Origin of the sequence: Dermacoccus sp. SAI-028 (assembly GCF_004346775.1) — a bacterium.
In the GTDB taxonomy this organism is placed as follows: domain Bacteria; phylum Actinomycetota; class Actinomycetes; order Actinomycetales; family Dermatophilaceae; genus Dermacoccus; species Dermacoccus nishinomiyaensis.
Window position 1 is genome coordinate 507,366 of record NZ_SMFS01000001.1, and the last position, 22,408, is coordinate 529,773.

Annotated in this window: 20 protein-coding genes, 2 tRNA genes and 1 riboswitch; of the genes, 8 read left to right on the forward strand and 14 right to left on the reverse strand. The window is 69.5% G+C overall.

What is annotated here, in order from left to right:
- The first annotated feature begins 3 nt into the window (after window positions 1-3).
- From EDC82_RS02375 to selB, 3 genes are all read left to right on the forward strand, one after another.
- Window positions 4-96 (forward strand) — tRNA-Sec (locus tag EDC82_RS02375).
- Window positions 97-320: 224 nt separating this feature from the next.
- Window positions 321-1,676: an L-seryl-tRNA(Sec) selenium transferase gene (selA, locus tag EDC82_RS02380; RefSeq protein ID WP_006945663.1), complete on the forward strand. Its 1,356-nt coding sequence runs from the start codon at window positions 321-323 to the stop codon at window positions 1,674-1,676.
- Window positions 1,677-1,794: 118 nt separating this feature from the next.
- Window positions 1,795-3,612, forward strand: coding sequence for a selenocysteine-specific translation elongation factor (selB, locus tag EDC82_RS02385; RefSeq protein ID WP_131940490.1), 1,818 nt, complete (start codon window positions 1,795-1,797; stop codon window positions 3,610-3,612).
- Window positions 3,613-3,833: 221 nt separating this feature from the next.
- Here selB and EDC82_RS02390 read toward each other — a convergent pair whose 3' ends face one another.
- The 8 genes from EDC82_RS02390 to EDC82_RS14460 all read right to left on the reverse strand — a co-directional run bounded on the left by EDC82_RS02390 (window position 3,834) and on the right by EDC82_RS14460 (window position 10,513).
- Complete coding sequence (locus EDC82_RS02390) at window positions 3,834-4,469, reverse strand: hemerythrin domain-containing protein (protein WP_006945733.1); 636 nt, start codon at window positions 4,467-4,469, stop codon at window positions 3,834-3,836.
- Between the two features lie 194 nt (window positions 4,470-4,663).
- Window positions 4,664-5,383 carry a sulfite exporter TauE/SafE family protein gene (locus EDC82_RS02395; RefSeq protein WP_115296591.1) on the reverse strand — a complete coding sequence of 240 codons (720 nt, stop codon included), beginning with the start codon at window positions 5,381-5,383 and terminating at the stop codon, window positions 4,664-4,666.
- A gap of 106 nt (window positions 5,384-5,489) precedes the next feature.
- Window positions 5,490-5,562: transfer RNA gene (locus EDC82_RS02400), tRNA-Arg, on the reverse strand.
- Window positions 5,563-5,921: 359 nt separating this feature from the next.
- Window positions 5,922-6,797: an SMP-30/gluconolactonase/LRE family protein gene (locus EDC82_RS02405; protein ID WP_006945667.1), complete on the reverse strand. Its 876-nt coding sequence runs from the start codon at window positions 6,795-6,797 to the stop codon at window positions 5,922-5,924.
- Between the two features lie 59 nt (window positions 6,798-6,856).
- Complete coding sequence (def, locus tag EDC82_RS02410; protein ID WP_006945693.1) at window positions 6,857-7,432, reverse strand: peptide deformylase; 576 nt, start codon at window positions 7,430-7,432, stop codon at window positions 6,857-6,859.
- A 257-nt stretch (window positions 7,433-7,689) separates the two neighbouring features.
- Complete coding sequence (locus EDC82_RS02415) at window positions 7,690-9,258, reverse strand: APC family permease (RefSeq protein ID WP_062257539.1); 1,569 nt, start codon at window positions 9,256-9,258, stop codon at window positions 7,690-7,692.
- Between the two features lie 39 nt (window positions 9,259-9,297).
- Entirely contained in the window at window positions 9,298-10,332 is a 1,035-nt protein-coding gene (locus EDC82_RS02420) for a PH domain-containing protein (RefSeq protein WP_131940492.1), read from the reverse strand.
- A gap of 4 nt (window positions 10,333-10,336) precedes the next feature.
- Window positions 10,337-10,513, reverse strand: a complete 177-nt coding sequence (locus EDC82_RS14460) for a hypothetical protein (protein WP_006945715.1) — start codon at window positions 10,511-10,513, stop codon at window positions 10,337-10,339.
- A 192-nt stretch (window positions 10,514-10,705) separates the two neighbouring features.
- Between EDC82_RS14460 and EDC82_RS02425 the strand changes: the two genes are divergently transcribed.
- A complete protein-coding gene (locus tag EDC82_RS02425) occupies window positions 10,706-11,797 on the forward strand; it encodes a small ribosomal subunit Rsm22 family protein (protein ID WP_235006086.1) in 1,092 nt (363 codons plus the stop codon).
- 106 nt (window positions 11,798-11,903) lie between these two features.
- Here EDC82_RS02425 and upp read toward each other — a convergent pair whose 3' ends face one another.
- On the reverse strand, window positions 11,904-12,554 hold the full coding sequence (gene upp, locus EDC82_RS02430) for a uracil phosphoribosyltransferase (protein ID WP_006945708.1): 651 nt from the start codon (window positions 12,552-12,554) through the stop codon (window positions 11,904-11,906).
- 64 nt (window positions 12,555-12,618) lie between these two features.
- Here upp and EDC82_RS02435 point away from each other — a divergent pair, with 64 nt between their 5' ends.
- On the forward strand, window positions 12,619-13,050 hold the full coding sequence (locus EDC82_RS02435) for a nucleoside deaminase (protein WP_062255812.1): 432 nt from the start codon (window positions 12,619-12,621) through the stop codon (window positions 13,048-13,050).
- Window positions 13,051-13,062: 12 nt separating this feature from the next.
- On the opposite strand, the gene EDC82_RS02440 is transcribed toward EDC82_RS02435, so the two are convergent.
- The 4 genes from EDC82_RS02440 to EDC82_RS02455 form a co-directional block, all read right to left on the reverse strand.
- Complete coding sequence (locus EDC82_RS02440; protein WP_062255807.1) at window positions 13,063-14,346, reverse strand: DUF4921 family protein; 1,284 nt, start codon at window positions 14,344-14,346, stop codon at window positions 13,063-13,065.
- A 179-nt stretch (window positions 14,347-14,525) separates the two neighbouring features.
- Window positions 14,526-16,055: a circularly permuted type 2 ATP-grasp protein gene (locus tag EDC82_RS02445; protein WP_131940498.1), complete on the reverse strand. Its 1,530-nt coding sequence runs from the start codon at window positions 16,053-16,055 to the stop codon at window positions 14,526-14,528.
- A gap of 10 nt (window positions 16,056-16,065) precedes the next feature.
- Window positions 16,066-16,362 (reverse strand): DUF72 domain-containing protein, encoded by a 297-nt coding sequence (locus EDC82_RS02450; RefSeq protein ID WP_131940500.1) that lies wholly within the window; start codon window positions 16,360-16,362, stop codon window positions 16,066-16,068.
- Window positions 16,363-16,650: 288 nt separating this feature from the next.
- On the reverse strand, window positions 16,651-16,986 hold the full coding sequence (locus EDC82_RS02455; protein WP_006945679.1) for a DUF4235 domain-containing protein: 336 nt from the start codon (window positions 16,984-16,986) through the stop codon (window positions 16,651-16,653).
- Window positions 16,987-17,256: 270 nt separating this feature from the next.
- Window positions 17,257-17,365, forward strand: a riboswitch (TPP riboswitch).
- Window positions 17,366-17,420: 55 nt separating this feature from the next.
- On the opposite strand from EDC82_RS02455, the gene EDC82_RS02460 reads away from it, so the two are divergent.
- The 3 genes from EDC82_RS02460 (at window position 17,421) to EDC82_RS02470 (ending at window position 21,503) form a co-directional block, all read left to right on the forward strand.
- On the forward strand, window positions 17,421-18,515 hold the full coding sequence (locus tag EDC82_RS02460) for a thiamine ABC transporter substrate binding subunit (protein WP_006945684.1): 1,095 nt from the start codon (window positions 17,421-17,423) through the stop codon (window positions 18,513-18,515).
- Window positions 18,516-18,525: 10 nt separating this feature from the next.
- Complete coding sequence (locus tag EDC82_RS02465; protein ID WP_006945742.1) at window positions 18,526-20,199, forward strand: iron ABC transporter permease; 1,674 nt, start codon at window positions 18,526-18,528, stop codon at window positions 20,197-20,199.
- Between the two features lie 140 nt (window positions 20,200-20,339).
- The gene (locus tag EDC82_RS02470) at window positions 20,340-21,503 is read left to right on the forward strand and encodes an ABC transporter ATP-binding protein (RefSeq protein ID WP_006945740.1); all 1,164 of its coding nucleotides are present in this window, start codon (window positions 20,340-20,342) and stop codon (window positions 21,501-21,503) included.
- A gap of 23 nt (window positions 21,504-21,526) precedes the next feature.
- Here EDC82_RS02470 and EDC82_RS02475 read toward each other — a convergent pair whose 3' ends face one another.
- A complete protein-coding gene (locus EDC82_RS02475) occupies window positions 21,527-22,369 on the reverse strand; it encodes a thioesterase family protein (RefSeq protein WP_006945674.1) in 843 nt (280 codons plus the stop codon).
- Between the last annotated feature and the right edge of the window lie 39 nt (window positions 22,370-22,408).

Genomic DNA, 22,408 nt, shown 5'->3' on the forward strand with positions numbered 1-22,408 from the left:
AAGGGAGGCGTCCGGGTTCCTGGTGGGCCCCCCGGTCTTCAAAACCGGTGAAACCGAGCATCTCGGTTTGGCAGGTTCGATTCCTGTCCGCCTCCGCAAGTCTCAGGGCCCCGCGAGCTGGGGGGCTTCTCGCATGTGTCGTCGTTGGCCCCTCTTCCGGCCGCGTGGGCTCGCCGCCGCGGCTCGGAGCGACGCGCCACGGAGGGTCACTCGAGCCATGAGTGCGCCGGAGCGGCGAAGGGCGTGAAAACCGTTGCTGCGCAGGATTGTCAGACCTGCCCGATAGGTTGGGGCGCATCAGCACTCGACCTGGAGGAACGATGGCCACGAGCGACGACCCACGTCGACGCATCCCGCGCACCGACGAGCTCCTCGCACGCTTCGCCGACGAGGTAGGCGCGCTCGGACGCGACGCTGTGAAGCGCGCCATCGTCTCTGCCCAGGCCGACGTCCGCGCGGGCACCATCAGCCCCGACGGCATCGACGCGGCCATCGCATTGCGCCTGCCCGAGTCGGCCACCACCCTGCGAGCGATCCTCAACGCAACGGGCGTCGTCGTGCACACCAACATCGGGCGCGCGCCTCTCAGCGACGCCGCGGTCGAGGCGCTCGGTCGCGCTGCGGGGTACGTCGACGTCGAGTTCGACCCCGTCACTGCCACGCGCGCCAAGCGCGGCCGCGCAACGCTCGACGCGCTCCAGGAGCGGGTGCCGGACGCGGGCGGCGCACTGGTCGTCAACAACGGCGCGGCGGCACTGCTGCTCGCCTGCCTCGCGATCGCCGGGGACACGGACGTCCTCGTCAGCCGCGGCGAACTCATCGAGATAGGCGACGGCTTCCGTCTGCCCGAGTTGCTGCAGTCGGCCGGGGCCCGGCTCGTCGAGGTAGGCATGACGAATCGCACGCATCTGCGCGACTACGAGAACGCCATCGTCGACGCCGAACGTCACGGCCGCCGGGTGGGCGCCGTGCTCAAGATCCACACGAGCAACTATCGCGTCGAAGGGTTCGCCGGGGTGCCAGGCGTGCGCGATCTCGCGGCGCTCGGCGTCCCCGTCATCGCGGACGTCGGCAGCGGCCTGCTCGCCCCCGAACGGGTGCTGCCCGACGAGCCCGACGCGACGAGCTGGCTGCGCGATGGCGCGACGGTCGTCACCGCGAGCGGCGACAAGCTACTCGGCGGGCCGCAAGCGGGGCTCGTTCTCGGCGACGCCGACGCCGTGGAACGCGTCCGCCGCCACCCGATGGCCCGCGCGATGCGCGTCGACAAGCTGACGCTCGCCGCTCTCGAAGCGACCCTGCGCGGCCCCGAACCCCCCGTTACCCGCGCCCTGCACGAGACGCGCGACTCGCTCCGTCAGCGCACGACACACCTTGCGGCGGCCATCGCTGACGTCGTTCCGGGCGCCGAGGTCGTCGACGTCATCGGACGCGTCGGTGGGGGAGGCGCGCCTGGTTTCGAGCTGCCGAGCCTCGCCGTCGCCCTGCCGGAGCCCTTCGCGGAGGCGCTACGCCTCGGACGCCCGTGCGTCCTGGCCCGCACCGCGCTTGGACGCTGCCTCGTCGACCTGCGGTGCGTCCCTGCGTCCTCGGACGCCGACGTCGCCGCCGCGATCCGGGCCGTCGCTGTAGGCAACGAATCCGGCACCCCAGCTGACGACGGAGGACGCGCATGACGATGAACGCGCGGCGTGATGCCACGGCCCCGTCGGCGACGACACCGCTCCTCCCCGCCAGGGGCTACGTCGCCGAGCGCAGCGGCGGCGCGGTGCGGCTCGCGGGGAGTGAGTGCTGATGCGCGTCGTCGCGACGGCCGGTCACGTCGACCACGGCAAGAGCACCCTCGTGCGGGCTCTCACGGGCACCGACCCGGATCGGCTCGAGGAGGAGAAGAAGCGTGGCCTGACGATCGATCTCGGGTTCGCGGGACTCGACCTGCCGTCGGGCGAGAAGCTCGCATTCGTCGACGTGCCCGGCCACCGTCGCTTCATCGGCAACATGCTCGCGGGCCTCGGGCCGGCGCCGGCCGTCATGCTCGTCGTCGCCGCGGATCAGGGGTGGCAGGCGCAATCGCGCGAGCACCTCGACGCGATCGACGCACTCGGTCTCAGGCACGGCCTGCTCGTCATCACGCGCTGTGGCCTGGCGACGCCCGAGCGCGTCGCCGAGGTGCGTGAGACAGCGCTCGGCCACATCGCCGCGACGTCACTCGAAGTTGTCGACGTCGTCGAGACCGACGCCGTCAGCGGCCGTGGCATCGACGAACTGCGGTGCGCCCTCGACGATCTCGTCGCGCAGATGCCACCCGTGGACACGGTTTCCCCTGTGCGGTTGTGGGTCGATCGTTCGTTCTCCGTCAAGGGCACCGGCACCGTGGTCACCGGCACGCTCGCGGCGGGCACGCTGCGTCTCGGGGACGAGTTGGAGGTGGGTGACGAACGAGCGGTCGTGCGTTCGTTGCAGGTGCTCGGGCAGCGTCATGACGAGGTCGCGCCGGTCTCGCGCGTCGCGGTCGCTCTGCGAGGTCTGCACACCGACGACGTGCCGCGCGGCACGCCCCTGCTGACGCCGGGGTCGGCGTCGTGGATGAACGTCCTCGACGTGCGCAGCGAGGGCGGGCATGAGTGGCAGGATGCGTCGGCGGAGGTCAGCGTCCACATCGGCACAGCGTCCGTCGAGGCGCGGGTGCGACCGTTCGACGAGCGTCACGCGCGGTTGACGCTGAGCGATCCGCTGCCGTTGCGGCTGGGGGATCGCATCATCGTGCGTGATGCGTCAGCGGGGCGGATCCATTGCGGGGCAACGGTGCTCGACCTCGACCCGGCGGCATTGACGAGGCGCGGCGCCGGTCGGGAGCGCGCACGTGTCCTAGCCGGCCACGCGGTCGCGCAGCTCGAACCACTCGTCGCCGACCGCGGCTGGGTGCGCGACGAGTGGGTCACCGCCGTCGGGGCCCGCCGCCCCGAGGTGCTGCGCGAGGGGCTGCCCCTGCCGGGGGAGGGCCTGGGTCGTGTCGAGGGACTCGTCGTGCACGAGAAACAGGCGACGGCTTGGCGCGCCGCGATCATCGAGGCGGTCACCGCTGACGCCGCCGACCCCTTGAGCCCCGGGCTGCCGTCAGGCGCCATCGAGACGCGCCTCGGCGTGCCCCGACGTCTGCTGCCCGCCCTCGTCGAGTCATGCGGCGTGACGAACCCTGATGCGGGTCTCGTGATCCGCGACGGGCGGGTTGTCGGCTCACGCCACGGCTCATCGTTCGGTGCCGATGAAGCGGCCCTGGAGCAACTTCGAGAACGGCTGCGCGCCAACCCGTTCGATGCCCCCGAAGCCGATGACCTCGTGGCGCTCGGCCTCGGCAACCGGCAGCTCGCCGCGGCTGCACAGCGCGGAGCGATCCTGCGACTCAAGGCCGAGCCCGCCGACATCGTCCTGCTGCCCGACGCGCCCGCGCGAGCGATGCGCGAGCTCGCAAGACTGCCGCAACCGTTCACGACGAGCGAGGCGCGCCAGGCGCTCGGCACGACGCGCCGCGTCGTCATCCCCCTGCTCGAGCATCTCGACGCGCGAGGCTGGACGCGGCGTGACGGCAACGCGCGCGTCGTCGTGCGCTGAATCGTGCTGGACGGGGCCGAGCGCAGCACCGTCGGACGGAGCGTCGGAATCGCGACCGACTGAGGCCCACCCGAGCGCGCCGGGGGCGCACCACCCGCGCCCGGCGCCGACCGACCGCCGCTCGGGGCCGATCTTCGACGTGCGTCCAGCCGCACAGACGTAGCAACGCGCCACCGCTGGGAAGGACCCAGCGATGGCGCGTTGCGTTCGATCAGGGGAGCTCAGTCGTCGCCTTCCGGGTCGTCGGCCTTGAGCGACGGCTCGGGGTGGGCGCTGACGCGCGTCGACGTCTGCTCCTTCGCCTGAGCAGCTGCGGCGCGGACGGCGCCGCTCGGGCCGGCCTTCTCGGCGTCGGCGATGAAGCGCTCGGGGTTCTTGTCCTCGATCGTCAGCGGCTTCGACCACGACGCCGCGAGGTGGCGCAGGAAGTTGATGCCGACCTGGTGACGCAGTTCGAGGCTCGCCTGCTGACGGAAGTCGGCCAGGTCCTGACGCTCTTCCTCGGCCATGTGGTCGGAGTTCGCGATGTTGGCCTGGACGACGGCCTCCCACCAGTCTTTCGACCCGGTCGTGGCGGCGTCCGCGCGCTTGATGGCGTCGCGCAGCAGGTTGTGGTCGTGGATCGCGTCCTCGACCTGCTCGTCGTTGCTCTCGGCGTCTGCGCCGCCGGTGCCGATCTTGACGAGTTCGGGGTAGAAGTACAGCTCCTCTGCCTCAGCGTGCAGCTCGAGGAAGATGCGCAGCTGGCTCCACAGCGCGGCCAGACCGTCGGTGTCGTCGCGCGGCCACTCCTCGAGCACGGCGAACGCGCGTCGCTGAGCGGTGTGCTGCTGCAGGATGATCTCGGTGATGTCCATGGCTACCTCCGTGAGACGGCCCCGGAATCGGGGGCTGTTTGCCCTCAATCTCACGCTGACGAAGGGCGTTGCGCCAGCAAGGTGCACCTATGCGACAAAGCGTTCGTGACGGGGACGTCGCGCCCAGCGTCGCGGGCTCGATGACGACGCGCGGGACGCGGACGGCGTGGCGCTCGCCGTCGAGAGGGACGCGTTCAGGTGAGCGCGACGCGGACGATGACGGCGAGGGCGCTGACCGTCGCGAGCGCGAGGATGCTGTGGCGGAAGCGCACCGCGTCGATCGAGTGCCGCAACGGCTGCGCCGCGAGAGCGCCCACGGCCATGAACGGCAGCCACGCGAGCCCGGCACGCAGACCGTCAGCGCTGATCTGGCCGCCGATCGCGAGGCCGAGCAGTGAACTCAGTGAGCCGAAGAGGAAGAACGGCGCGAGTGTCGAGCGTGCCTGCTGCGGTGTGAGTTCCTGCAGGGCGAGGCCGAAGAACGGGCCGCCGATCGACGCCGTCGTCGCCGAGATGCCCGTCAAGGCTCCGGCGCCGAGGGCGATGCCCGACGACGGGCGTACGCGCCAGCGCGTGAGCGATCCGGCGACGGCGACGAGCACCATGCCGGCCACGAGGAGTGACGTGACGGTGTGCGACGCGTTGGCCGCGAGCCAGACGCCGAGTGGCATCGTCGCGAGGCGGCCTGCCATCGCCCACCCGAACGGCCGCCACCGGATGTCACGGTGGGCCCGAGCCATCTCCAGCACGGGCAGTGGCAGGACAACGAATAGCAGTGCCGCCGGCATGACTTGCGGAGCGACCATGACGACGAACGGCGCTGCGACGACGGCGAGGCCGAACCCGGCGATGCGTTGCACGAAGGCGCCGACGCCGACGACGAGACCGAGGACCAGCAGGGTGGTGAGCGGCATCGGACCCCACTTCGGCGAAGGTTGTCGGGCCGCGCGGAGAGCAAGGCCCGGACATAGCAAAAACCCCCGGCGAGCCGGGGGTTCTTTCCTCTGTCTCAACACAGAGTGCACCCGTAGGGATTCGAACCCCAAACCTTCTGATCCGTAGTCAGATGCTCTATCCGTTGAGCTACGGGTGCTTGCTGCCCGGCCTCAGCGGCCGCTGCAACGAGATAGAACTCTACACGCATCCTCGGGGGAACGCTAATCGGCTCGGCCGCCCCTTGTGAACCGGCCTGTGCTCCTCCGCCAGCCCCGCCTGTCATGACCTGCGATTTTCATCCACATCGGCGAATCGCGTCCCCATCCGCGATCCACGTTCACACGCGCGAACGGCGTCCACATCTGCGAATCAGCGTCACATTCGCACGCGTCGGCGCGAGTCGTCGTGACACGGGTCGCCCTGGTGGCAACGTCCGTTGAATGGGGACGTAAATCGCCGATGTGGACGCGGTTCGCGGAAGGGTCAAGAATCGTACATGGGGACGGACTGGTGCGGTCAGCCGGTGAAGGGGAGGGTGCGTTGACCGCGGATACCCGGCGTACAGACGAAGAGGGCGCCGGCGTCGGGCTCCGCGTCGTCCGGCAGGTTCTCTCGCGAGGTCGTGATGAACAGCTGGTCGAGGTCGTCGCCGCCGAAGGCCGGGCACGTCACCAGGCTCGGCCCCACCTCGACGATCTCGCTGAGCGAGCCGTCAGCGTCGTAGCGACGCACGGCGGAGCCGCCGAACAGCGCCGTCCACACTCCGCCTTCGGCGTCGACCGTCAGCCCGTCGGGGTGGCCGATGCCGTCCTCGAGCCGGACGAAGGGCCGACGGTTCGTCAGGCCGGTCTCGGCGCTCCAGTCGAACACCCAGATGATGCGGGTCGGCGTGTCGTTGTAGTAGGCGAGCGTGCCGTCGGGCGACCAGCACAGGCCGTTCGAGATGGTGACGTCACCGAAGACATGGCTCGTCGACCGGTCCGGCGCCAGCCGCCACATCGATGCCGCGCCCTCGCTCTGGTCGTAGGCCATCGACCCCATGTAGAACGACCCGTCGGGGGCGCATCCACCGTCGTTGAACCGGGTGCGCGGCTCGTGCGTCGACGGCCACAGATCGGCGGTGTGCTCCAGATCGGCGAAGTCGACCGAACGCGTCAGTGCGAAACCACGCTCCGTCGCGACGATCGCGCCTCCACCTGCGCGCGGACGCAGCGCTGCCGCGACGTCCCCGACGTGGAATCGGGTGACATCACCGCCCGGCTGGAGCTCGAGGACGTCCCCGGCCAGCATGTCGACGTAGCGCAGCGCCGGGTGGCCGCCGCCCCAATCGTCGGCCCAGATGACGCCCTCACCGTGGTAGGCGTGCGGTTTCGCGACAGCTTCAGCCTTCATGACGTCAGGCTATATCGGGCGGCAACGCTCCGCGACGATGCTCGGATGCCGCTGTCGGCTCAGACGTCCTCGGCCTTGAGTTCGGTCGGGTCCCACTTGGTGATGCCGTCGTACTGCCAGCCGCGGTCCTTGACCGCCTCGCGCGACTCGAGGCGCATCGTCGGCGTGAGGCGGTCGAGGTAGAGGTAGCCGTCGAGGTGGTCGGTCTCGTGCTGCAGCATGCGGGCGAAGAAGCCGTGCCCCTCGATGACGATCTCGTTCCCGTCGAGGTCGGTGCCCGTCACCTTCGCCCAGTCGGCCCGCGCCGTCGGGAAGTGCTCGCCGGGCACCGACAGGCAACCCTCGTTGTCGTTCTCCTCGTCGGCCTCGCCGGCAGGCACGCGACCCTTCTCGAGCTTCGGGTTGATGACGACGCCGCGGCGGTTATCGCCGAGTTCGTCGTCGGGACAGTCGAAGACGAAGATGCGCTGCTTGACGCCGACCTGGTTGGCTGCGAGGCCGACGCCGTTCGCCGCCTCCATCGTCTCGAACATGTCCTCGACGAGGGCGCGCGTGTCGTCGGTGATCTCCTTGACCCGCTTCGTGGGTGCGTGCAGGGCCTTGTGGCCGACGATGGTGATGGGGCGAACAGCCATGAGGAACCTCGAAGAACGCGGGTCGGCGGGTGGGCGTCGATCATTCTAGGGCCCTCGGGTGGGGCGACCGGGTGCATGGGTGCTCGCCGACGTGATCGAGCGAAATCGGCGGGATCGAGTGCCCCGACGCTCGATCCCACCGATTCCGCTCGATCGCGGGCGCGGGTGAGCTGCGACAAGAGGCGACGGAGCACGTCGAAGCCCCTCGACCCGACGATGCGGGTGAGGGGCTTCGAGATGAAACGAGGCGAGTGTGCTCAGTAGCGTCGCTCGTTCTTGCGCAGCGCCTCGGCGCCGTCACCGACCGACGTGTCGAGGTCGGTGGCGTAGACGCCGTCACCGACGCCGCCCTGCAGCTGCGGGTTGCGACCGACGCGCGAGTGGCCGCGGCCGTAGAAGAAGTAGATCGCGAAGCCGATGAGGAGCCACACCACGAAACGCAGCCACGTCTCGACGGGCAGGTTGAGCATGAGGTAGAGGCACACAGCGGCGGCGACCCACGGGAGGACGGGGCTGCCCGGCACCTTGAACGGGCGCTCGAGGTCGGGGCGCTTCTTGCGCAGCACGGGCACGGCCAGGCTGACGAGGAAGAACGCCGACAGGGTGCCGATGTTGACCATCTCCTCGAACTCACCGATCGGGATGGTCGCCGCTGCGACCGCGATGATGAAGCCCATGACGAGCGTCATCGGGACCGGCGTGCCCGTCTTGGGGTTCGTGCGTGCCATGCCCATCGGCAGCAGGCCGTCGCGCGACATCGCGTACATGACGCGGGTGGCGCCGATCATCAGCGTCATGACGACCGTGGCGAGACCCGCGACGGCGCCGGCTGCGATGATCTGCGCGTACCCGGGATGTCCGTGATCGCGGAAGGCCGCGGCGAGTGCGCCCTTGGGGTCGATCTTGTCGTAGCTCACCATGCCGGTGATGACGAGGCAGACGGAGACGTAGAGGATCGTGCAGATCGCGAGCGAGCCGATGATGCCGATCGGCAGGTCGCGCTTCGGGTTGCGCGTCTCCTCGGCGGTGGTCGCGACGACGTCGAAGCCGATGTAGGCGAAGAACACGAGGGCTGCGCCGGAGATGACGCCCATGACGCCGAACGCCTGCGGTTCCATGCCCGTCATGAGCTCCCACAGGGGGCGCTTGAGCGTGTCGGACGTGCTCTCGAGGTGCTGAGCCGGCGGCACGAACGGGGTGTAGTTCGACGTGTTGATGTACTGGATGCCCATCACGATGATGAACAGCACGATGAACAGCTTGACGGCGACGAGCGTCAGGTTGACGCGCATCGACTCCTTGATGCCCGTCGCGATGACGCAGGTGAGCACGGCGACGAGGCCGAAGGCGGCGATGTCGAAGTGGGTGAACCAGCCGGTGCCGCCCTGCAGATTGTCGGGCAGCTTCAACCCCCACTCACCGAACAGGATGTTGAAGTACGCGCTCCAACCCTGGGCGACGACGCCCGCGGCGAGGATGAGCTCGAGAAGCAGATCCCAGCCCACGATCCAGGCGATGAGTTCGCCCATCGTCGCGTAGGAGAACGTGTAGGCCGAGCCCGAGACGGGCACCGCCGACGACAGCTCGGCGTAGCACAGGGCCGCGAGACCGCAGCAGAAGGCGCCGATGAGGAACGAGATGACGATGGCGGGGCCCGCCATCGTGTGCGCGGCTCGCCCCGTCACCGTGAAGATGCCGGCGCCGATGATGACGCCGATGCCGAAGACCGTCAGGTCGAGCGCTGACAGGTTCTTCTTCAGCTGGAACTCGGAGGCTTCCGAGTCTGCGATCGACGCTTCGATCGACTTGGTGCGCAAAAGGCTCATGTGAGCGCCCTTTCACCGGATGGTTGGAACCGTGTGAGATTACGTTCCGTCTCGCCATGTGGAGCCATCGTCCACATCGTGGTCGCGACCTCGTCGGCGGACGGGTTGAGGTGAGGTCGCGTGTTCACGGCTCACCCACCAGGCCGATTCGTCACCCTGCTCGGGCGACGTCTCGTCCCTGTCATGCCGCTGACGGTACGTGTGATCGGTGTCACTGTGGGGGTTTGGGTGACCAACCGTGACAAATCCGTGAGGATCCGTGTCGTCCTCGGCCACTCGACGTTGCCCGCGGCCGTAGCGAGCTCGGGGCTGACGGACCGCGAGGGGGCGGGTGTCGTCGCCGCCTGACGGGCCGTGACGCTGCGACTCACGACGCTGCGATTCGCGGCGCGGCGTCTCACGGCGTTGTTCGTCGTCGGACCAGCCGTCGCCATCCCACGACTCGTCATGCTGCGACTCGTCGTGCCAGTCGTCCTCGACCCACGGGTCACGCCATTCGTCGTCGTAGCCCTCGTCGTCGGCGTGCCGCGCGTCCGCGTGCCCGCTGGGGCGCGGGTCGTCCTCGTCCTCGAAACCGAAGATGAGCCCGCAGATGTCGCGGTATTTCTCGTCGGGGTTGCGCACGTAGTCGATGACGTTGAGCGCCTGCTCCTGACCCGCCGACTCGATCTTGAACGTGCCGTAGCCGAGCAGCCGCGCGGCGGGCGAGCGGTTGTACGACATGTCCGTCACCTTCGACAGCGGCATCATCGCCACCTTCTTGACGAACAACCCGTGCACCAGGATGAGGCGCTTGTTCGTGATGACGAACGTCTGGTCCCACCATTCGACGACGCGCCAGGCGAGGTGCGCGGCGAGGACGAGCCAGATCCACCACGCGGCGTTCGTCAGCGGGCCCATCCAGGCGGGCGCGCAGATGCCCGCGACGATGACGAGGACGAACCCGACGACGCACGAGGTGATGGCGGGCAGCACGCGCGCCCAGTGCTGCTTCATCTCGAGGACGACGTCCTCACCGCGCGCGAGATAACCGGCGACGCGGTCGCTCGCCTGATGTGGGCGCAGTGGGCCCATGGGTTCAGTTCTTGCCGAGCAGCGCGTCGAAGAATTCGCGCAGGTTGGTGACGGCGTTGCGCAGCACGTCGCCGACGGCGCGCACGACGTCGGCCGACTTCGCGGGGCTCGAGAAGACGGCGTAGATGATGAACGCGAACAACAAGAACTTCAGGATCGACTTGAAGTTGATCTTGTCCATGGCGTCGTCTCTTTCTGGTGGGTGGAGCGCGCGGGGGAAGGCACGGGCAACTCTCGCATCCTTGCAGGGTTCACCCATGCTGCGGCGCAGGCGCGCCGAACCGTTTTCGCGGCGCTCGCCGGCGGGTGCGCGCCGTCGGGCCCGCCGTGGAACGCGCGCGCCGCTGTCGCTGGTGGTGCGTACGCTGACGGCGTGGATCTGGCGATGAGTCTGCGCGATGCGCTCGAACGAGAAGCCTCCGGTACGGCGATCAAGCAGTTGAGTGACGCTGTCACGCGCCTGTCGACCCGGTATCGGGCCGTCGCGGCGGCTGACGAGCCCATTCTCGCGCGCCCCGTCGACGTGCTCGCGTACGCCCACTACCGCATGCCCGCGACGTTCGGTGCGGTGCGTTCGGCGCTGCGCGCCCTCGCCGATTCCGGTGTGTTCGACGCTGATTCGGTGACGTCGATGGTCGACCTCGGCGGCGGCACCGGCGCCGCGGCCTGGGCGGCGGCGGACGTCTTCGAGACGCTGCGCGACATCAGCGTCCTCGACCAGGTGCCGGCCGCGCTCGACCTGGGGCAGCGGCTCGCGCGCGCCAGTGGGGTGCCCGCCCTCGAGCGCACCGTGTGGCAGGAGGGCCGCGTCGGCTCGTGGAACGTGACGGTCGGTGCGCCATCCGGTGGCGGCGCCGATCTCGCGACGGTCTCCTATGTGTTGAGCGAGTTGTCGGCTCAGCAGGCCGATCGCATCGTCGCCGAGGCGACGTCAGCGGCGACGCGCGCCGTCGTCATCGTCGAACCCGGCACGCCGGACGGCTACGCGCGCATCCTGCGAGCCCGCGATCAACTGCTCGAGCAGTCGTGGTCGGTCGCGGCGCCATGTCCGCATCAGGGGGCGTGCCCGTTGCTCGTCAAGACGGAACCGGATTGGTGCCACTTCGCGGCGCGCGTCAACCGTTCGTCGGTGCACCGGCAGATCAAGGGTGGCGAGCTGTCGCACGAGGACGAGAAGTTCTCGTACGTCGCGATGGTGCGTGAGCCCGCGCACGTGGCGCAGGGTGTGCCGTTGCGCGACGGCGTCGATCTGACGCAGCGCCCCAGCGAGCGCGACGCCCGCATCATCCGGCATCCGAAGAAGAACAAGGGGTTCGTGGAGCTGCAGGTGTGCGAGGCGCTCGACGCCTCAGGCCTCGCCGGCCAGGTGCGACGCGCCGTGGTGACGAAGAAGGCCGGCCCGGCCTACAAGCAGGCTCGTGACGCTGGCTGGGGCGACGCCATCGACCTGGGTGCTCGGGGCTGAGGGCTGAAACGTTGCCATGCAGTGTTTCAGCCCCGAATGAGCGTGATGGGGGCCGAAACCCTGCACTGCAGGATTTCGGCCCCCATCGAGAATGCGGCTCAGGCGCTCACGCGTCGTGCGTCGCGATGCCGTAGAGACGGTCGCCGGCGTCGCCGAGGCCGGGCACGATGTAGCCGTTCTCGTTGAGCTTCTCGTCCATCGCACCGGTGACGAGGGTGATGGGCACCTCGATGTGCGACGTCAACTCCTCGAGCTTCGCCAGGCCTTCCGGCGCGGCGATGAGCACGACGGCCGTGATGTCGTCGGCGCCGCGCTCGACGAGGTAGTCGATCGTCGCGGCGAGGGTGCCGCCCGTCGCGAGCATCGGGTCGACGACGTAGACCTGACGGCCCGACAGGTCGTCGGGCAGACGGTTCGCGTACGTCGTCGCCTCGAGCGTCTCCTCGTTGCGCACGAGACCGAGGAAGCCGACCTCGGCCGTCGGCAGGAGCCGCATCATGCCGTCGAGCATGCCCAGGCCGGCGCGCAGGATCGGCACGAGCAGCGGACGCGGCGTCGCGAGCTTGATGCCGCGCGCCGTCGTCACCGGCGTCTCGACGTCGACCTCCTCGACGCGGACGTCACGCGTCGCCTCGTACGCGAGGAGCGTGACGAGTTCGTCGACGAGGCGACGGAACGTCGGGGAGTCGGTTCGCTTGTCACGCAGCGTCGTGAGCTTGTGCGAGATGAGCGGGTGGTCGGCAACGATGACGCGCATGGGACAAACTTAACCCGTGGATCTTCCCGTGGCACCAGCGATCGAGCTCACGTACGACGCGTGGATGGGGCGCGCGCTCGAACTGGCGCGTGAGGTGGGCGCGGCGGGAGACGTGCCGGTCGGAGCGCTCGTCGTCGATCCTGACGGCGAGGTGATCGGCGTCGGCGCGAACCTTCGTGAGGTCGACGGCGACCCGACGGGTCATGCGGAGATCGTCGCGATGCGGCGCGCTGCAGCGTCGCGAGGGTGCTGGCGCCTCGACGGCTGCACCCTGGTCGTCACGCTCGAACCGTGCCTCATGTGCGCGGGGGCAGCCGTTCAGGCGCGGCTGCCGCGCATCGTCCTCGGGGCGTGGGATCGCAAGGCCGGCGCCTGCGGCGGGCTGTGGGACGTCGTGCGCGACTCACGCTCGACCCACCGCATCGAGGTGGTCGGCGGCATCCGTGAGGACGAGTGTTCGGCGGTCCTCAAGGAATTCTTCGCGACCCGACGGTGACGCGCGCAGCGATCAGAGGCGGATGCCGGGGGCGAGGCGGCCCTCGTCCTGCAACCGGCGGAGCGCGGGAACGACGCGGTCGCGGACGCCCGCGGGGCTGATGGTGTTGAGGTAGATCTTCGTGCTGCCCTCGAACCCGGCGAGGTTGGCGATGCGCCACTTGAGCACGACGTGCCAGGGGATCTCGACCTCGCTCATGGACGGCGGACGGTGGTGCCACTCCTCGTTGCACGGCACGTCGGCTCCGGTCGCGGCATGCGCGGCGTGGACGAGGTCGGCCATTGCGTGACGTTCGTCGTCGGTCATGAGCCATGGCTCGCACGTGCCGGACGTCGACCAGATCTCGATGCTCGGGTAGCGGTGGCCGAACCCGGCGAAGGCGATCGCGTGAGCGTTCTCCGCGACGACGAGATCGTGGCTGCGCGCGTAGGCGATGAGTTCCTCGAACACGCGCGGATCGCGACGCGCCGCATCGATGTCGAGGTCGGTCGAGGTGCCGAACTCGTCGATGCCGACGATCTGCTTGTGCAGGTGGTCGAACGACGCGCCCGCCGGCTTGAGCCAGTTCTGGAAGGCCGCGACGTAGCGCACGTGCGGGTTCGTCGCGTACAGCTCGGCCATCGCGTCGATCGTCAGGTCGAGGTATTCGCGGTGCTCGGTCGGCGTCAGGGCGCCTGACGAGGCGAGCTGGTCGCTGCGCGTCGCGCCGTCGACGTAGTGGCGGCGGCCGACGATGACGTCATGGGTGCTCGCGAAGAAATCGCCTGCAGCGTCGAGGAGTTCGGCGTCCGTGGCGACCTCGGCGCGCTTGCCGAGACGCACCCGCGCGAGGCGCAGCAGGTGTTCGCGCCCTCCGTCAGCAGCCTCGTAGGCGCGGCGGCGGGCCTCGATCGCGTCGTCGAACGTGTAGCCGTGGTTGGCCTGCCAGTAGTCGACCGACATGATCTCGAACAGGTTCGGGATGCGGCGGAACTCGGCGACCTGCGACGTCACCTCGGCCGGCGTCAGACCACGCAGTCGGACGAAGCGCGGCGCCTCGGCGGAACCTGCGGCGAGGACGGAGCGCACCTTCTCCGGTGGCGTCTCGAGGTAGCGCTCGGAGCAGAACGCGCAGGACGACGTGAAGTCCTGCGCCACGAGGTCTTTGACATCAGCAGGGACGAGCCCGAGGGGACGGTCGCCGCGGCCGGGCACCGTCCACACCTTCGTACCGCTCAGCGGGTTGACCTGCTTCGTCGTGCCGTCCGCCATCGAGCGGATGAACTCGGTCGGCTGCTGGCTGGCGTCGCGCGTCATGACTCCAGTCTCACCCACGGCGCCGCGCCCCGTCTCCTCTGCGTGCAAGTGCACCTGGGTGCACTTGCACGCAGAGGCGTGGGGCTGCGCGACCGGGCGTAACTCTGCGCACGGTGGCGCGGCCCGTCGACGATCGCGTCAGGGCGCTTCGAGTGTCGCACCGGGCCGCGATGCGGGCGTCAGCGCTGGATCCAGGTGTCCTTCGCGCCGCCGCCGGCCGAGACGTTGACGATCATCGTGCCCGCTGGGGCGACGCGCGTCATCGCTCCCGGTGTCGTGACGGCGACGGTGCGCGAGGCGTCCTGCTCGTCCGGGCGCTGCAGCACGAACGCGCGCAGGTCGACGTGGCTCGGCGCGAACGAGCCGTCGACGAGCGTCGGCAGGGTCGACAACGGCACGATGTCCTGCGCGACGAAGCGCTCAGGCGTCTCACGGATCTCCCGACGGCGCGTCTCCAGCTCGTCGGCCGAGCACTCCGGGCCGACGGTGATTCCGCTGCCGCCGTAGCCGTCGATCGGCTTGACGACGAGTTCGTCGAGGCGATCGAGCACCTCCTCGCGGTGGTCCTCGCGGGCGCACAGCAGCGTCGGCACCTGCGCGAGCAGCGGCTTCTCGCCGAGGTAGAAATCGATGATGTCGGGCACGAGCGCGTACGTCGCCTTGTCGTCGGCGAGGCCGTTGCCGGGCGCATTGACGATGGCGACCGCGCCCGCCGCGAGCACGTCACGCAGCGCGTCGCCGAGCGGACGACCGTCCGCGCCCTTCGCTTCGAACAGCTCGGTCTCACCCATGCGCGGGTTGAGCAGGTGCACGCGGTGACGTTCGCCGCCGTCGAGGCGCCACAGCTTGCCGTCGTCGACGACGAGGGCGTCTGCCGTCACGATGGCGGCGCCGACCTGGCCGCTCACGAGGTTCTGCTCGTACCAGGTCGTGTCCGTCGGGCCGGGGGAGACCATGCACAGGCCGATCTCGCCCTCGGCAACGCCACCGTCGACGAGTCTTGCGCTTGCGATGAGCGACTCGTGCAGCAGCCCGTACGTCCGGGTCGGGTGCTCGAGCGTCTCCGCGGGCGGCAGGATCTCGGCGAAGTGGTTCTCGAGCACCTCACGGTTGATGTGCGTCATGCCCAGCCCGCCGGGCATGCGCAGGTTGTCCTCGAGCACCATCCACTCGCCGGACGCGGGCGAGACGAGGTCGAGGCCGCAGATGCCGGCGCGGACGAAGTCGGCGGGCACCCGCTGGCCGTCCTTGGACCAGCCGGGCGAGCGACGCAGCATGTCGGCGTCGACGCGGCCCGCCTTGATGATCTCGCCGGGGCCGTAGACGTCGCGCAGGAAGAGTTCGAGCGCACGGACGCGCTGCTCGGCGCCGGCGCTGAGCTCGGCCCAGCGCTCGGCCGAGATGATGCGCGGCACGATGTCGATCGGGTACGGGCGGTTGCCGTCCTCGGAGTTGATCGTCACGCCGAGCTCGGTCAGGCCCTTGCCGGCCGCTTCGAGGCGGCGCGACACCTCGTCGGGCCCGAGCGTCTCGATGCGCTCGATGACGGCCGCGTAGTCGGGGCGCAGCTCCGCATCGTCGGTGACGGATTCGTCGTGCACGCCCGGGGTCTCGGGTTCGTGCTCGCGGTATTCGCTGAACGCCTCGGGGACGATCTCGCCCTCTGCGCCCTCGTCGTTCGTCGGGTTCGTGCCCTGTGCCGTGGTCATGGGGACGACGTTACGGCAGACGGCTCACGTGCGCTCGCGCACGAAGCGGGACGTGCGTGAGGCCCTTGGGGGCCTTGACGGTAATGCGGAACCCGTCGGGTAGGCGGCGGCGCCAATCCTCGAAGGTCGTGAGTGACGGCCAGCGGTAGTAGCTGGCGTTGAGTGCGACAGTGTCGAAGAGGTTCGCCGCGTAGTACTCGAGGCGCACGCGGTCGGCGACGCCTGCGGGGTAGACGGTGCCTTTCCAGGAGGCGTACGTCCACCCTGACGTGCCGAGGCGCAGTTGCGCTCGGGTGGCCGTGCTCATGGCGTCAGCATGCCACCGGAGCGCGGCGTGATGTTCGGCCGGGACGTGAATGTGGACGAGATCCGCCGAGGTGGACGTGAATCGCGAATGTGGGCGAAATTCGCCGGTGTGGACGAAATTCGCGACGCTCAGTGATGCGTCGGCCAGAGACACGCGAGGAGGGCCAGGCAGAACCTGACCCTCCAAGCGAACAGCTCCATGCGCAACATGGACGCCCCCGAGTCTGCTGCACCGAGCGTGGGAGCCGAGCCCGCGAGGCTCCCACGCCGGAAAGCGGACGAAGGGGAATTACTTCATGACGACGACGGGCGCCTGGCTCTTGCCCTTCTGGGCTTCCTTGGCCTCTTCTTCGGCGCGCTTGACGAGGGCCTGCGGCGGGTGGCCGGCGGACTTGGTGAAGTAGTCGGCGGCGCGGCGTTCGGCGTACATCTTGGCGGCGGCGAGTGCGCCGGTGGAGATGGCGGCGTAGATCGCGGCTTCGATGATGCTGGCGTTCGGGTCCTTCGCGCTGCGCGGGCTCTTGCCGGTCGTCATCTTCCACGTCTTGGTTGCGGTGGTCGTCGCGATCTTGCTCGCGACGATGCCGGCGCCCATGCTCAGCACCTTCCACACGAGGTTGCCCATGGTGTTTCCCCTTACGTGTCGTCGGCCGTCGTGAGGCGTCGTCGAGCCTCGGGCCGTTGATGTCTTGGGTCCATCCTCGCGCGTGCATGTGTCGCTGCGCCAGTCGGCATGCTCATCAGCCCGGTCTGACGGGGGTGGGCGTCGTGGCGGCCGGCTCGTGCACGAGGGATCCGGCGTCGGCGTGAGGTGCGCACGAGCCGTCAGCGGGGATGCCGGAGTGCGAAGCGGGCCGAAGCGTGTCGTCCGTCGGTGGTCGGTGCTAATCTCACGCTCGAACGACAGGGGAGCGCAGTGTGCGCTGAGATCGTGCCGCATCCGGCACCAAACCCTCGAACCTGACCCGGTTAGCACCGGCGGAGGAAGTCGAGTTCTCACTCGTCGCGCGTACGTGCGGGCGACGACGTCCCTCACTGGCCGTGAGGAGGAACGTTCACATGATGTCTCGTGGTGGCCGCGCCGTGCTGGCGCTCGCGTGCGTGGGTGCGCTGGCGGCGTGCAGCGTCGACAACAACTCGTCGGGCTCGAAGTCGAGTTCAGCGGGCGGCTCGGGTGCGTCGGGTTCGGGCGCGTCGAAGACGGTCACGTTGGTGACGCACGAGTCGTGGGCGCCCGACAAGAACGTCATGGCCGAGTTCACGAAGCAGACGGGCTACACCGTCAAGGTCGTGAAGTCCGGTGACGCCGGTGAGCTCGCGAACAAGCTCGTGCTGAGCAAGAACAACCCGCTCGGTGACGTCGTGTTCGGCATCGACAACACGTTCGCCTCGCGTGTCACGACGAACGACGTCCTCGAGCCGTACAGCCCGAAGGGCGCGCCTGCGTCGGCGTCGAAGTACGAGCTGCCGGACGGCCAGGGCAAGGGGCAGCTGTCGCCGATCGACACCGCGTCGGTGTGCGTCAACGTCGACGACGCGTGGTTCACGAAGAACCACAAGACGAAGCCCGCGTCGTTCGACGACCTCGTCAAGCCCGAGTACAAGAACCTCATGGTCGCGCCGGGCGCGTCGTCGAGCTCGCCGGGCATGGCGTTCTTCCTCGCGACCGTCGGCCACTACGGCCAGGACGGCTGGGAGGCGTACTGGAAGAAGCTCATGGCGAACGGGCTCAAGCTGACGTCGGGCTGGAGCGACGCGTACGAGGTCGACTTCACCGGCAGCGGCAAGGGCAAGCGTCCGATCGTCGTCAGCTACGACAGCTCGCCGGCGTTCACCGTCGACAAGGCGGGCACGTCGACGACGTCGGCGCTGCTCGACACGTGCTTCCGATCGACCGAGTACGCCGGTGTGCTCAAGGGGGCGAAGAACCCCGACGGCGCGAAGGCGCTCATCGACTTCATGAACGGTGCGAGCTTCCAGAAGTCGCTGCCCGACTCGATGTACGTCTTCCCCGTCGACTCGAACGTCGAACTGCCCAAGGCGTGGGCGGCGAACGCGAAGCAGCCGACGAAGCCGATCGAGGTGTCGCCCGCCGACATCGACAAGAACCGTTCCGAATGGCTGACGAAGTGGAAGGACGTCACGTCCAAGTGACGCCCGAGCGATGAACGGCACCCGTGATGGTCTGCGTCGCGGCGCACGAGCCCGGGGCGCTCGCGCGCCGTTCGTCATGGCCGCGCTTGCCGTCGTCCCGCTCGTGTTCCTCGCGATCTTCTTCGCGTGGCCCGTCGCAGCGATGGCGGTGCGTGGGCTCGCGCCGGGTCGGCACGTCGATCTGGGCGGATTCACGGACGTCCTGACGCGCCCGCGCATCCTGCGCGTGCTGTGGTTCACCGTGTGGATGGCGGCGCTCGCGACGGCGTGCTCGGTGCTGCTCGGTGTGCCCGTCGCGCACGCCCTGTACCGGCTGCGCGTGCCGGGGGCGGGGGTGTGGCGCGCGCTCGTCGTCCTGCCGTTCGTCATGCCGACGGTCGTCGTCGGCGTCGCGTTCCGGTCGCTGTTCGCCGACGGCGGCCCGCTTGCCTGGTTGGGCTGGGACGGCTCGTGGCAGCCGGTGCTGCTCGCGATGGTGTTCTTCAACGTGTCCGTCGTCGTGCGCACCGTCGGGCCGATGTGGGCGTCGCTCGACCCGCGCACGGCGGAGTCGGCGGCGGCACTCGGGGCATCACCGCGGCAGGTCTTCCGGACGGTGACGTGGCCGCAGCTGCGCCCCGCCGTCGTCAGCGCCGCGAGCGTCGTGTTTCTGTTCTGCTCGACGGCGTTCGGCATCGTCCTCATGCTCGGTGGCCTGCGCTACTCGACACTCGAGACGGAGATCTACTCCCTCACCGTCGAATTCCTCGACCTGCGAGCCGCGGCGGTGCTGTCGGTGACGCAGTTCGTCCTCGTCGCGGCGCTGCTCGTCGTCAGCGAACGCTCGCGCATCGGGCGTCATGACGAGCGGGTGCGGCGTGGCGTGACGCAGCAGACGGCGCTGCGACGTCCTGGTCGCGGTGACGTGGCTGCCCTGACGCTCACCGCCGCTGTCGGGGCGCTCATCCTGGCGCCGCTGGTGACGCTGCTCGTGCGCTCGCTGCGTTCCGATGGCGGCTGGACGGTGCAGCACTATCGCGGATTGGGTGACCTCGGGGTCGTCGGTGCGCTCTCGCAGAGCTGGCGCATCGCGATCGACGCTGCGTTGCTCGCGCTCGTGCTGGGGGTGTGCGTCTGCGTCGTCGTGTCGTGGCGCGCGGCGAGCCCGAAGGGGCGGAGTGTCGTCCGGCTGCTCGACGCGGCGTTCATGCTGCCGCTCGGCGTCTCGGCCGTGACCGTCGGTTTCGGTTTCCTCATCACGCTCGACCGGCCGCCTCTCGACCTGCGTTCGTCGTCAGCGCTCATTCCGATCGCGCAGGCAATGGTCGCGCTGCCGCTCGTCGTGCGCACGCTGACGCCCGTGCTGCGCTCGCTGGACCCCCGTCCGCGCGAGGCGGCCGCCGCGCTCGGGGCCTCGCCGGTCCGGGCATGGATGACGGCGGATCTGCCGGTGCTGTGGCGACCCTTCGTCGCGGCAGCCGGGTTCGCGCTCGCGGTTTCGCTCGGCGAGTTCGGCGCGACGGCCTTTCTCGCGCAACCTGATTCGCCGACGTTGCCCGTCGTCATCTACCAGCTGATCGGGCGCCCCGGTGACGCCAACTTCGGTGGCGCGATGGCAGCGTCCGTCGTGCTCGCAGCCGTGACTGGTCTCGTCATGGTGGCCGTCGACAAGATCGGCGGCGTCGCCGCAGGGAGGATGGGCTGATGGTGGGACGACCCAGGCGAGGCGACGCCGGTCCGGCGTGGGCTGGTGGGACGCCGGTCGGTGAAGAGCGGGCCAACGGGATGCCGTCTGGTGGCGAGAGGTCCGACGGGTTGCGAGCCGGTGGGACGCGGTCCGAGGGGATGACGTCTGGTGGCGAGCGGGCCGATGGTGAGCGGGCCGCGGAGGCGGCGCGCGGGCTCGTCGTCAGCGGCGCCCGCGTGACGTTCGCCGGCCAGGAGTCACCGGCGCTCGACGACGTCGATGTCACCGTCGACGCCGGGCGCGTGCTCGCCGTCCTCGGCCCGAGCGGCTGCGGCAAGTCGACGCTGCTGCGCGCCGTCGCAGGCTTGCAGCGTCTCGACGCGGGGCGCGTCAGCTTCGACGGCGACGACGTGACGCGCGTGCCGACGCACAAGCGCGACTTCGCGCTGATGTTCCAGGACGGCCAACTGTTCGGGCACCTCGACGTCGCCGCGAACGTCGCCTACGGGCTGGCGCGACGTGGTGTGGGGCGCGCCGAGCAGGCCGCACGCGTCGGGCAACTGCTCGACCTCGTCGGGCTGCCTGGCTACGAGAAGCGTTCTCCCGCAACGCTTTCCGGCGGTCAACAGCAGCGTGTGGCGCTCGCGCGGGCCCTCGCGGTGCGACCGCGGTTGTTGCTCCTCGACGAGCCGCTCTCGGCCCTCGACAGAGGCCTGCGCGAGCGGTTGTCGACCGATCTGCGGGCCATCCTCACCGCCGAGAACGCGACCGCACTGTTCGTCACGCACGATCACGGCGAGGCGCTCACCGTCGCCGACGACATCGCCGTCATGCGCGACGGACGCATCGTCCAGCACGGTGCCGCGCCTGAGGTGTGGGCCGTGCCGTCCGACGAAGACACCGCCGATTTCCTCGGCTTCACGACGACCCTGGACCCCGACGAGGCGACAGCGGTGGGCCTCGCGCCGGGGCGTTGGAAGTTGCGTCAGAGTGCCCTACGGGTGGTTGCGACAGGAACGGCGTCCGGCTCCTCTTCGGGAGACGGTGTCGCAATGCGTGACGCCGGGGCGACGCATGGTTCCTCGTGGGGCGAAGCGGCCGGAGCGCGTGACGCCCGGGCCCCCCGCGCGCTGGCGGCGAGCATCGTGCACAGCGCGGTGGCGGACGAGTTGACGCGCGTGAGCGTCCGGCTCGATGCGCTGCCCATGCTGGAGCTGGCTGCTGTGGCCTACCCCGGCGACGTCGAACCGGCCGCGCTCGAGCCCGGCGCCCGCGTCGGCGTCGTGCTCGACGCCTCCCAGGGCGTGCAGTTCACCCACTGACGATTCCCGGGCAACATCGCGCGTCAGAGCTTGCGGACCGTCAGGCTCTGCGCGATGCGTCCGACGGGGCCGTGGATGTCGTGCAGTGACGTCATCGTGACGCCGAGCCCGCTCTCGCCCATCGCGACGATGGTGTCGAATCCCGTTGCGGTGGGGTCGGGTTGGCGGAAGAGGTGCACCGTCAAATCGACGTTGGGGTACATCCACTCGCGCGGATCGACGCGGACGGCGATGCCGTTGGCGCCGTCGATGACGGAGAGGAAGTGCGTCGTCGGGGTGATCTGTTCACCCATGACGATCGGCAGCTGCGTGCGCAGCCAGACGCGGTGTCGGCCCGGCACGTAGGGTTCGGCCTCGTAACCGTCGAGGGAGTGGATGAAGCCGCCCGGCCACATGCTCGCCATGCTGTAGGGGGTGCATTCTTCGAGGGGCGGCATGGTGGGCACGTCGGCGCCCGCCACCGGTGAGGAATCCTGCTTCGACAGACGCCACGCGCGCCCGACGATGATGGTTCGTCCGTCGACGCTGAACGTGGCTTCGACGAGTTCGATCGTGCGGCCGGGGCGGATCGTGCGCACCGACACGAGCGTCGGACGCAGCGGGATGAAGCCGAGGACGTCGAAGGTGATCTTCGCAAGCTGCATGTCGTCGCGCGGCTCGTGCTGTTCGATGCAGTGCACCATGAGCCCTGCCGACGCGGCGAGGTGCTGCTCGCCCTCGTTCCAGGCGCCCTGCACGTGGATCGTCGGATCGAACAGGCGCGCGCCCTCGGGGGCTCCTTCGGGGGTCTCGAGGCGGGGGATGAAGTAGGTGTCGACGTCCTCGCGCGGCGTGAACGCAGGAAGCTCAGGTGCATCAGCTGGCATGCCCTCACCCTACCCATCTGGTGTGACCTGGATCGCTTC

Coding starts and splice junctions, on each gene's coding strand:
- EDC82_RS02395 (WP_115296591.1), bottom strand. CDS start 5,383: ATGCCGCTCACCACCCTGCTGGTCCTCGGTCTCGTCGTCGGCGTCGGC.
- selA (WP_006945663.1), top strand. CDS start 321: ATGGCCACGAGCGACGACCCACGTCGACGCATCCCGCGCACCGACGAG.
- EDC82_RS02445 (WP_131940498.1), bottom strand. CDS start 16,055: ATGACCACGGCACAGGGCACGAACCCGACGAACGACGAGGGCGCAGAG.
- EDC82_RS02440 (WP_062255807.1), bottom strand. CDS start 14,346: ATGACGCGCGACGCCAGCCAGCAGCCGACCGAGTTCATCCGCTCGATG.
- EDC82_RS02455 (WP_006945679.1), bottom strand. CDS start 16,986: ATGGGCAACCTCGTGTGGAAGGTGCTGAGCATGGGCGCCGGCATCGTC.
- upp (WP_006945708.1), bottom strand. CDS start 12,554: ATGCGCGTCATCGTTGCCGACCACCCGCTCATCTCGCACAAGCTCACG.
- EDC82_RS02435 (WP_062255812.1), top strand. CDS start 12,619: ATGGGGCGCGCGCTCGAACTGGCGCGTGAGGTGGGCGCGGCGGGAGAC.
- EDC82_RS02420 (WP_131940492.1), bottom strand. CDS start 10,332: ATGGGCCCACTGCGCCCACATCAGGCGAGCGACCGCGTCGCCGGTTAT.
- EDC82_RS02460 (WP_006945684.1), top strand. CDS start 17,421: ATGATGTCTCGTGGTGGCCGCGCCGTGCTGGCGCTCGCGTGCGTGGGT.
- EDC82_RS14460 (WP_006945715.1), bottom strand. CDS start 10,513: ATGGACAAGATCAACTTCAAGTCGATCCTGAAGTTCTTGTTGTTCGCG.
- def (WP_006945693.1), bottom strand. CDS start 7,432: ATGGCTGTTCGCCCCATCACCATCGTCGGCCACAAGGCCCTGCACGCA.
- selB (WP_131940490.1), top strand. CDS start 1,795: ATGCGCGTCGTCGCGACGGCCGGTCACGTCGACCACGGCAAGAGCACC.
- EDC82_RS02470 (WP_006945740.1), top strand. CDS start 20,340: ATGACGTCTGGTGGCGAGCGGGCCGATGGTGAGCGGGCCGCGGAGGCG.
- EDC82_RS02465 (WP_006945742.1), top strand. CDS start 18,526: ATGAACGGCACCCGTGATGGTCTGCGTCGCGGCGCACGAGCCCGGGGC.
- EDC82_RS02450 (WP_131940500.1), bottom strand. CDS start 16,362: ATGAGCACGGCCACCCGAGCGCAACTGCGCCTCGGCACGTCAGGGTGG.
- EDC82_RS02415 (WP_062257539.1), bottom strand. CDS start 9,258: ATGAGCCTTTTGCGCACCAAGTCGATCGAAGCGTCGATCGCAGACTCG.
- EDC82_RS02390 (WP_006945733.1), bottom strand. CDS start 4,469: ATGGACATCACCGAGATCATCCTGCAGCAGCACACCGCTCAGCGACGC.
- EDC82_RS02405 (WP_006945667.1), bottom strand. CDS start 6,797: ATGAAGGCTGAAGCTGTCGCGAAACCGCACGCCTACCACGGTGAGGGC.
- EDC82_RS02475 (WP_006945674.1), bottom strand. CDS start 22,369: ATGCCAGCTGATGCACCTGAGCTTCCTGCGTTCACGCCGCGCGAGGAC.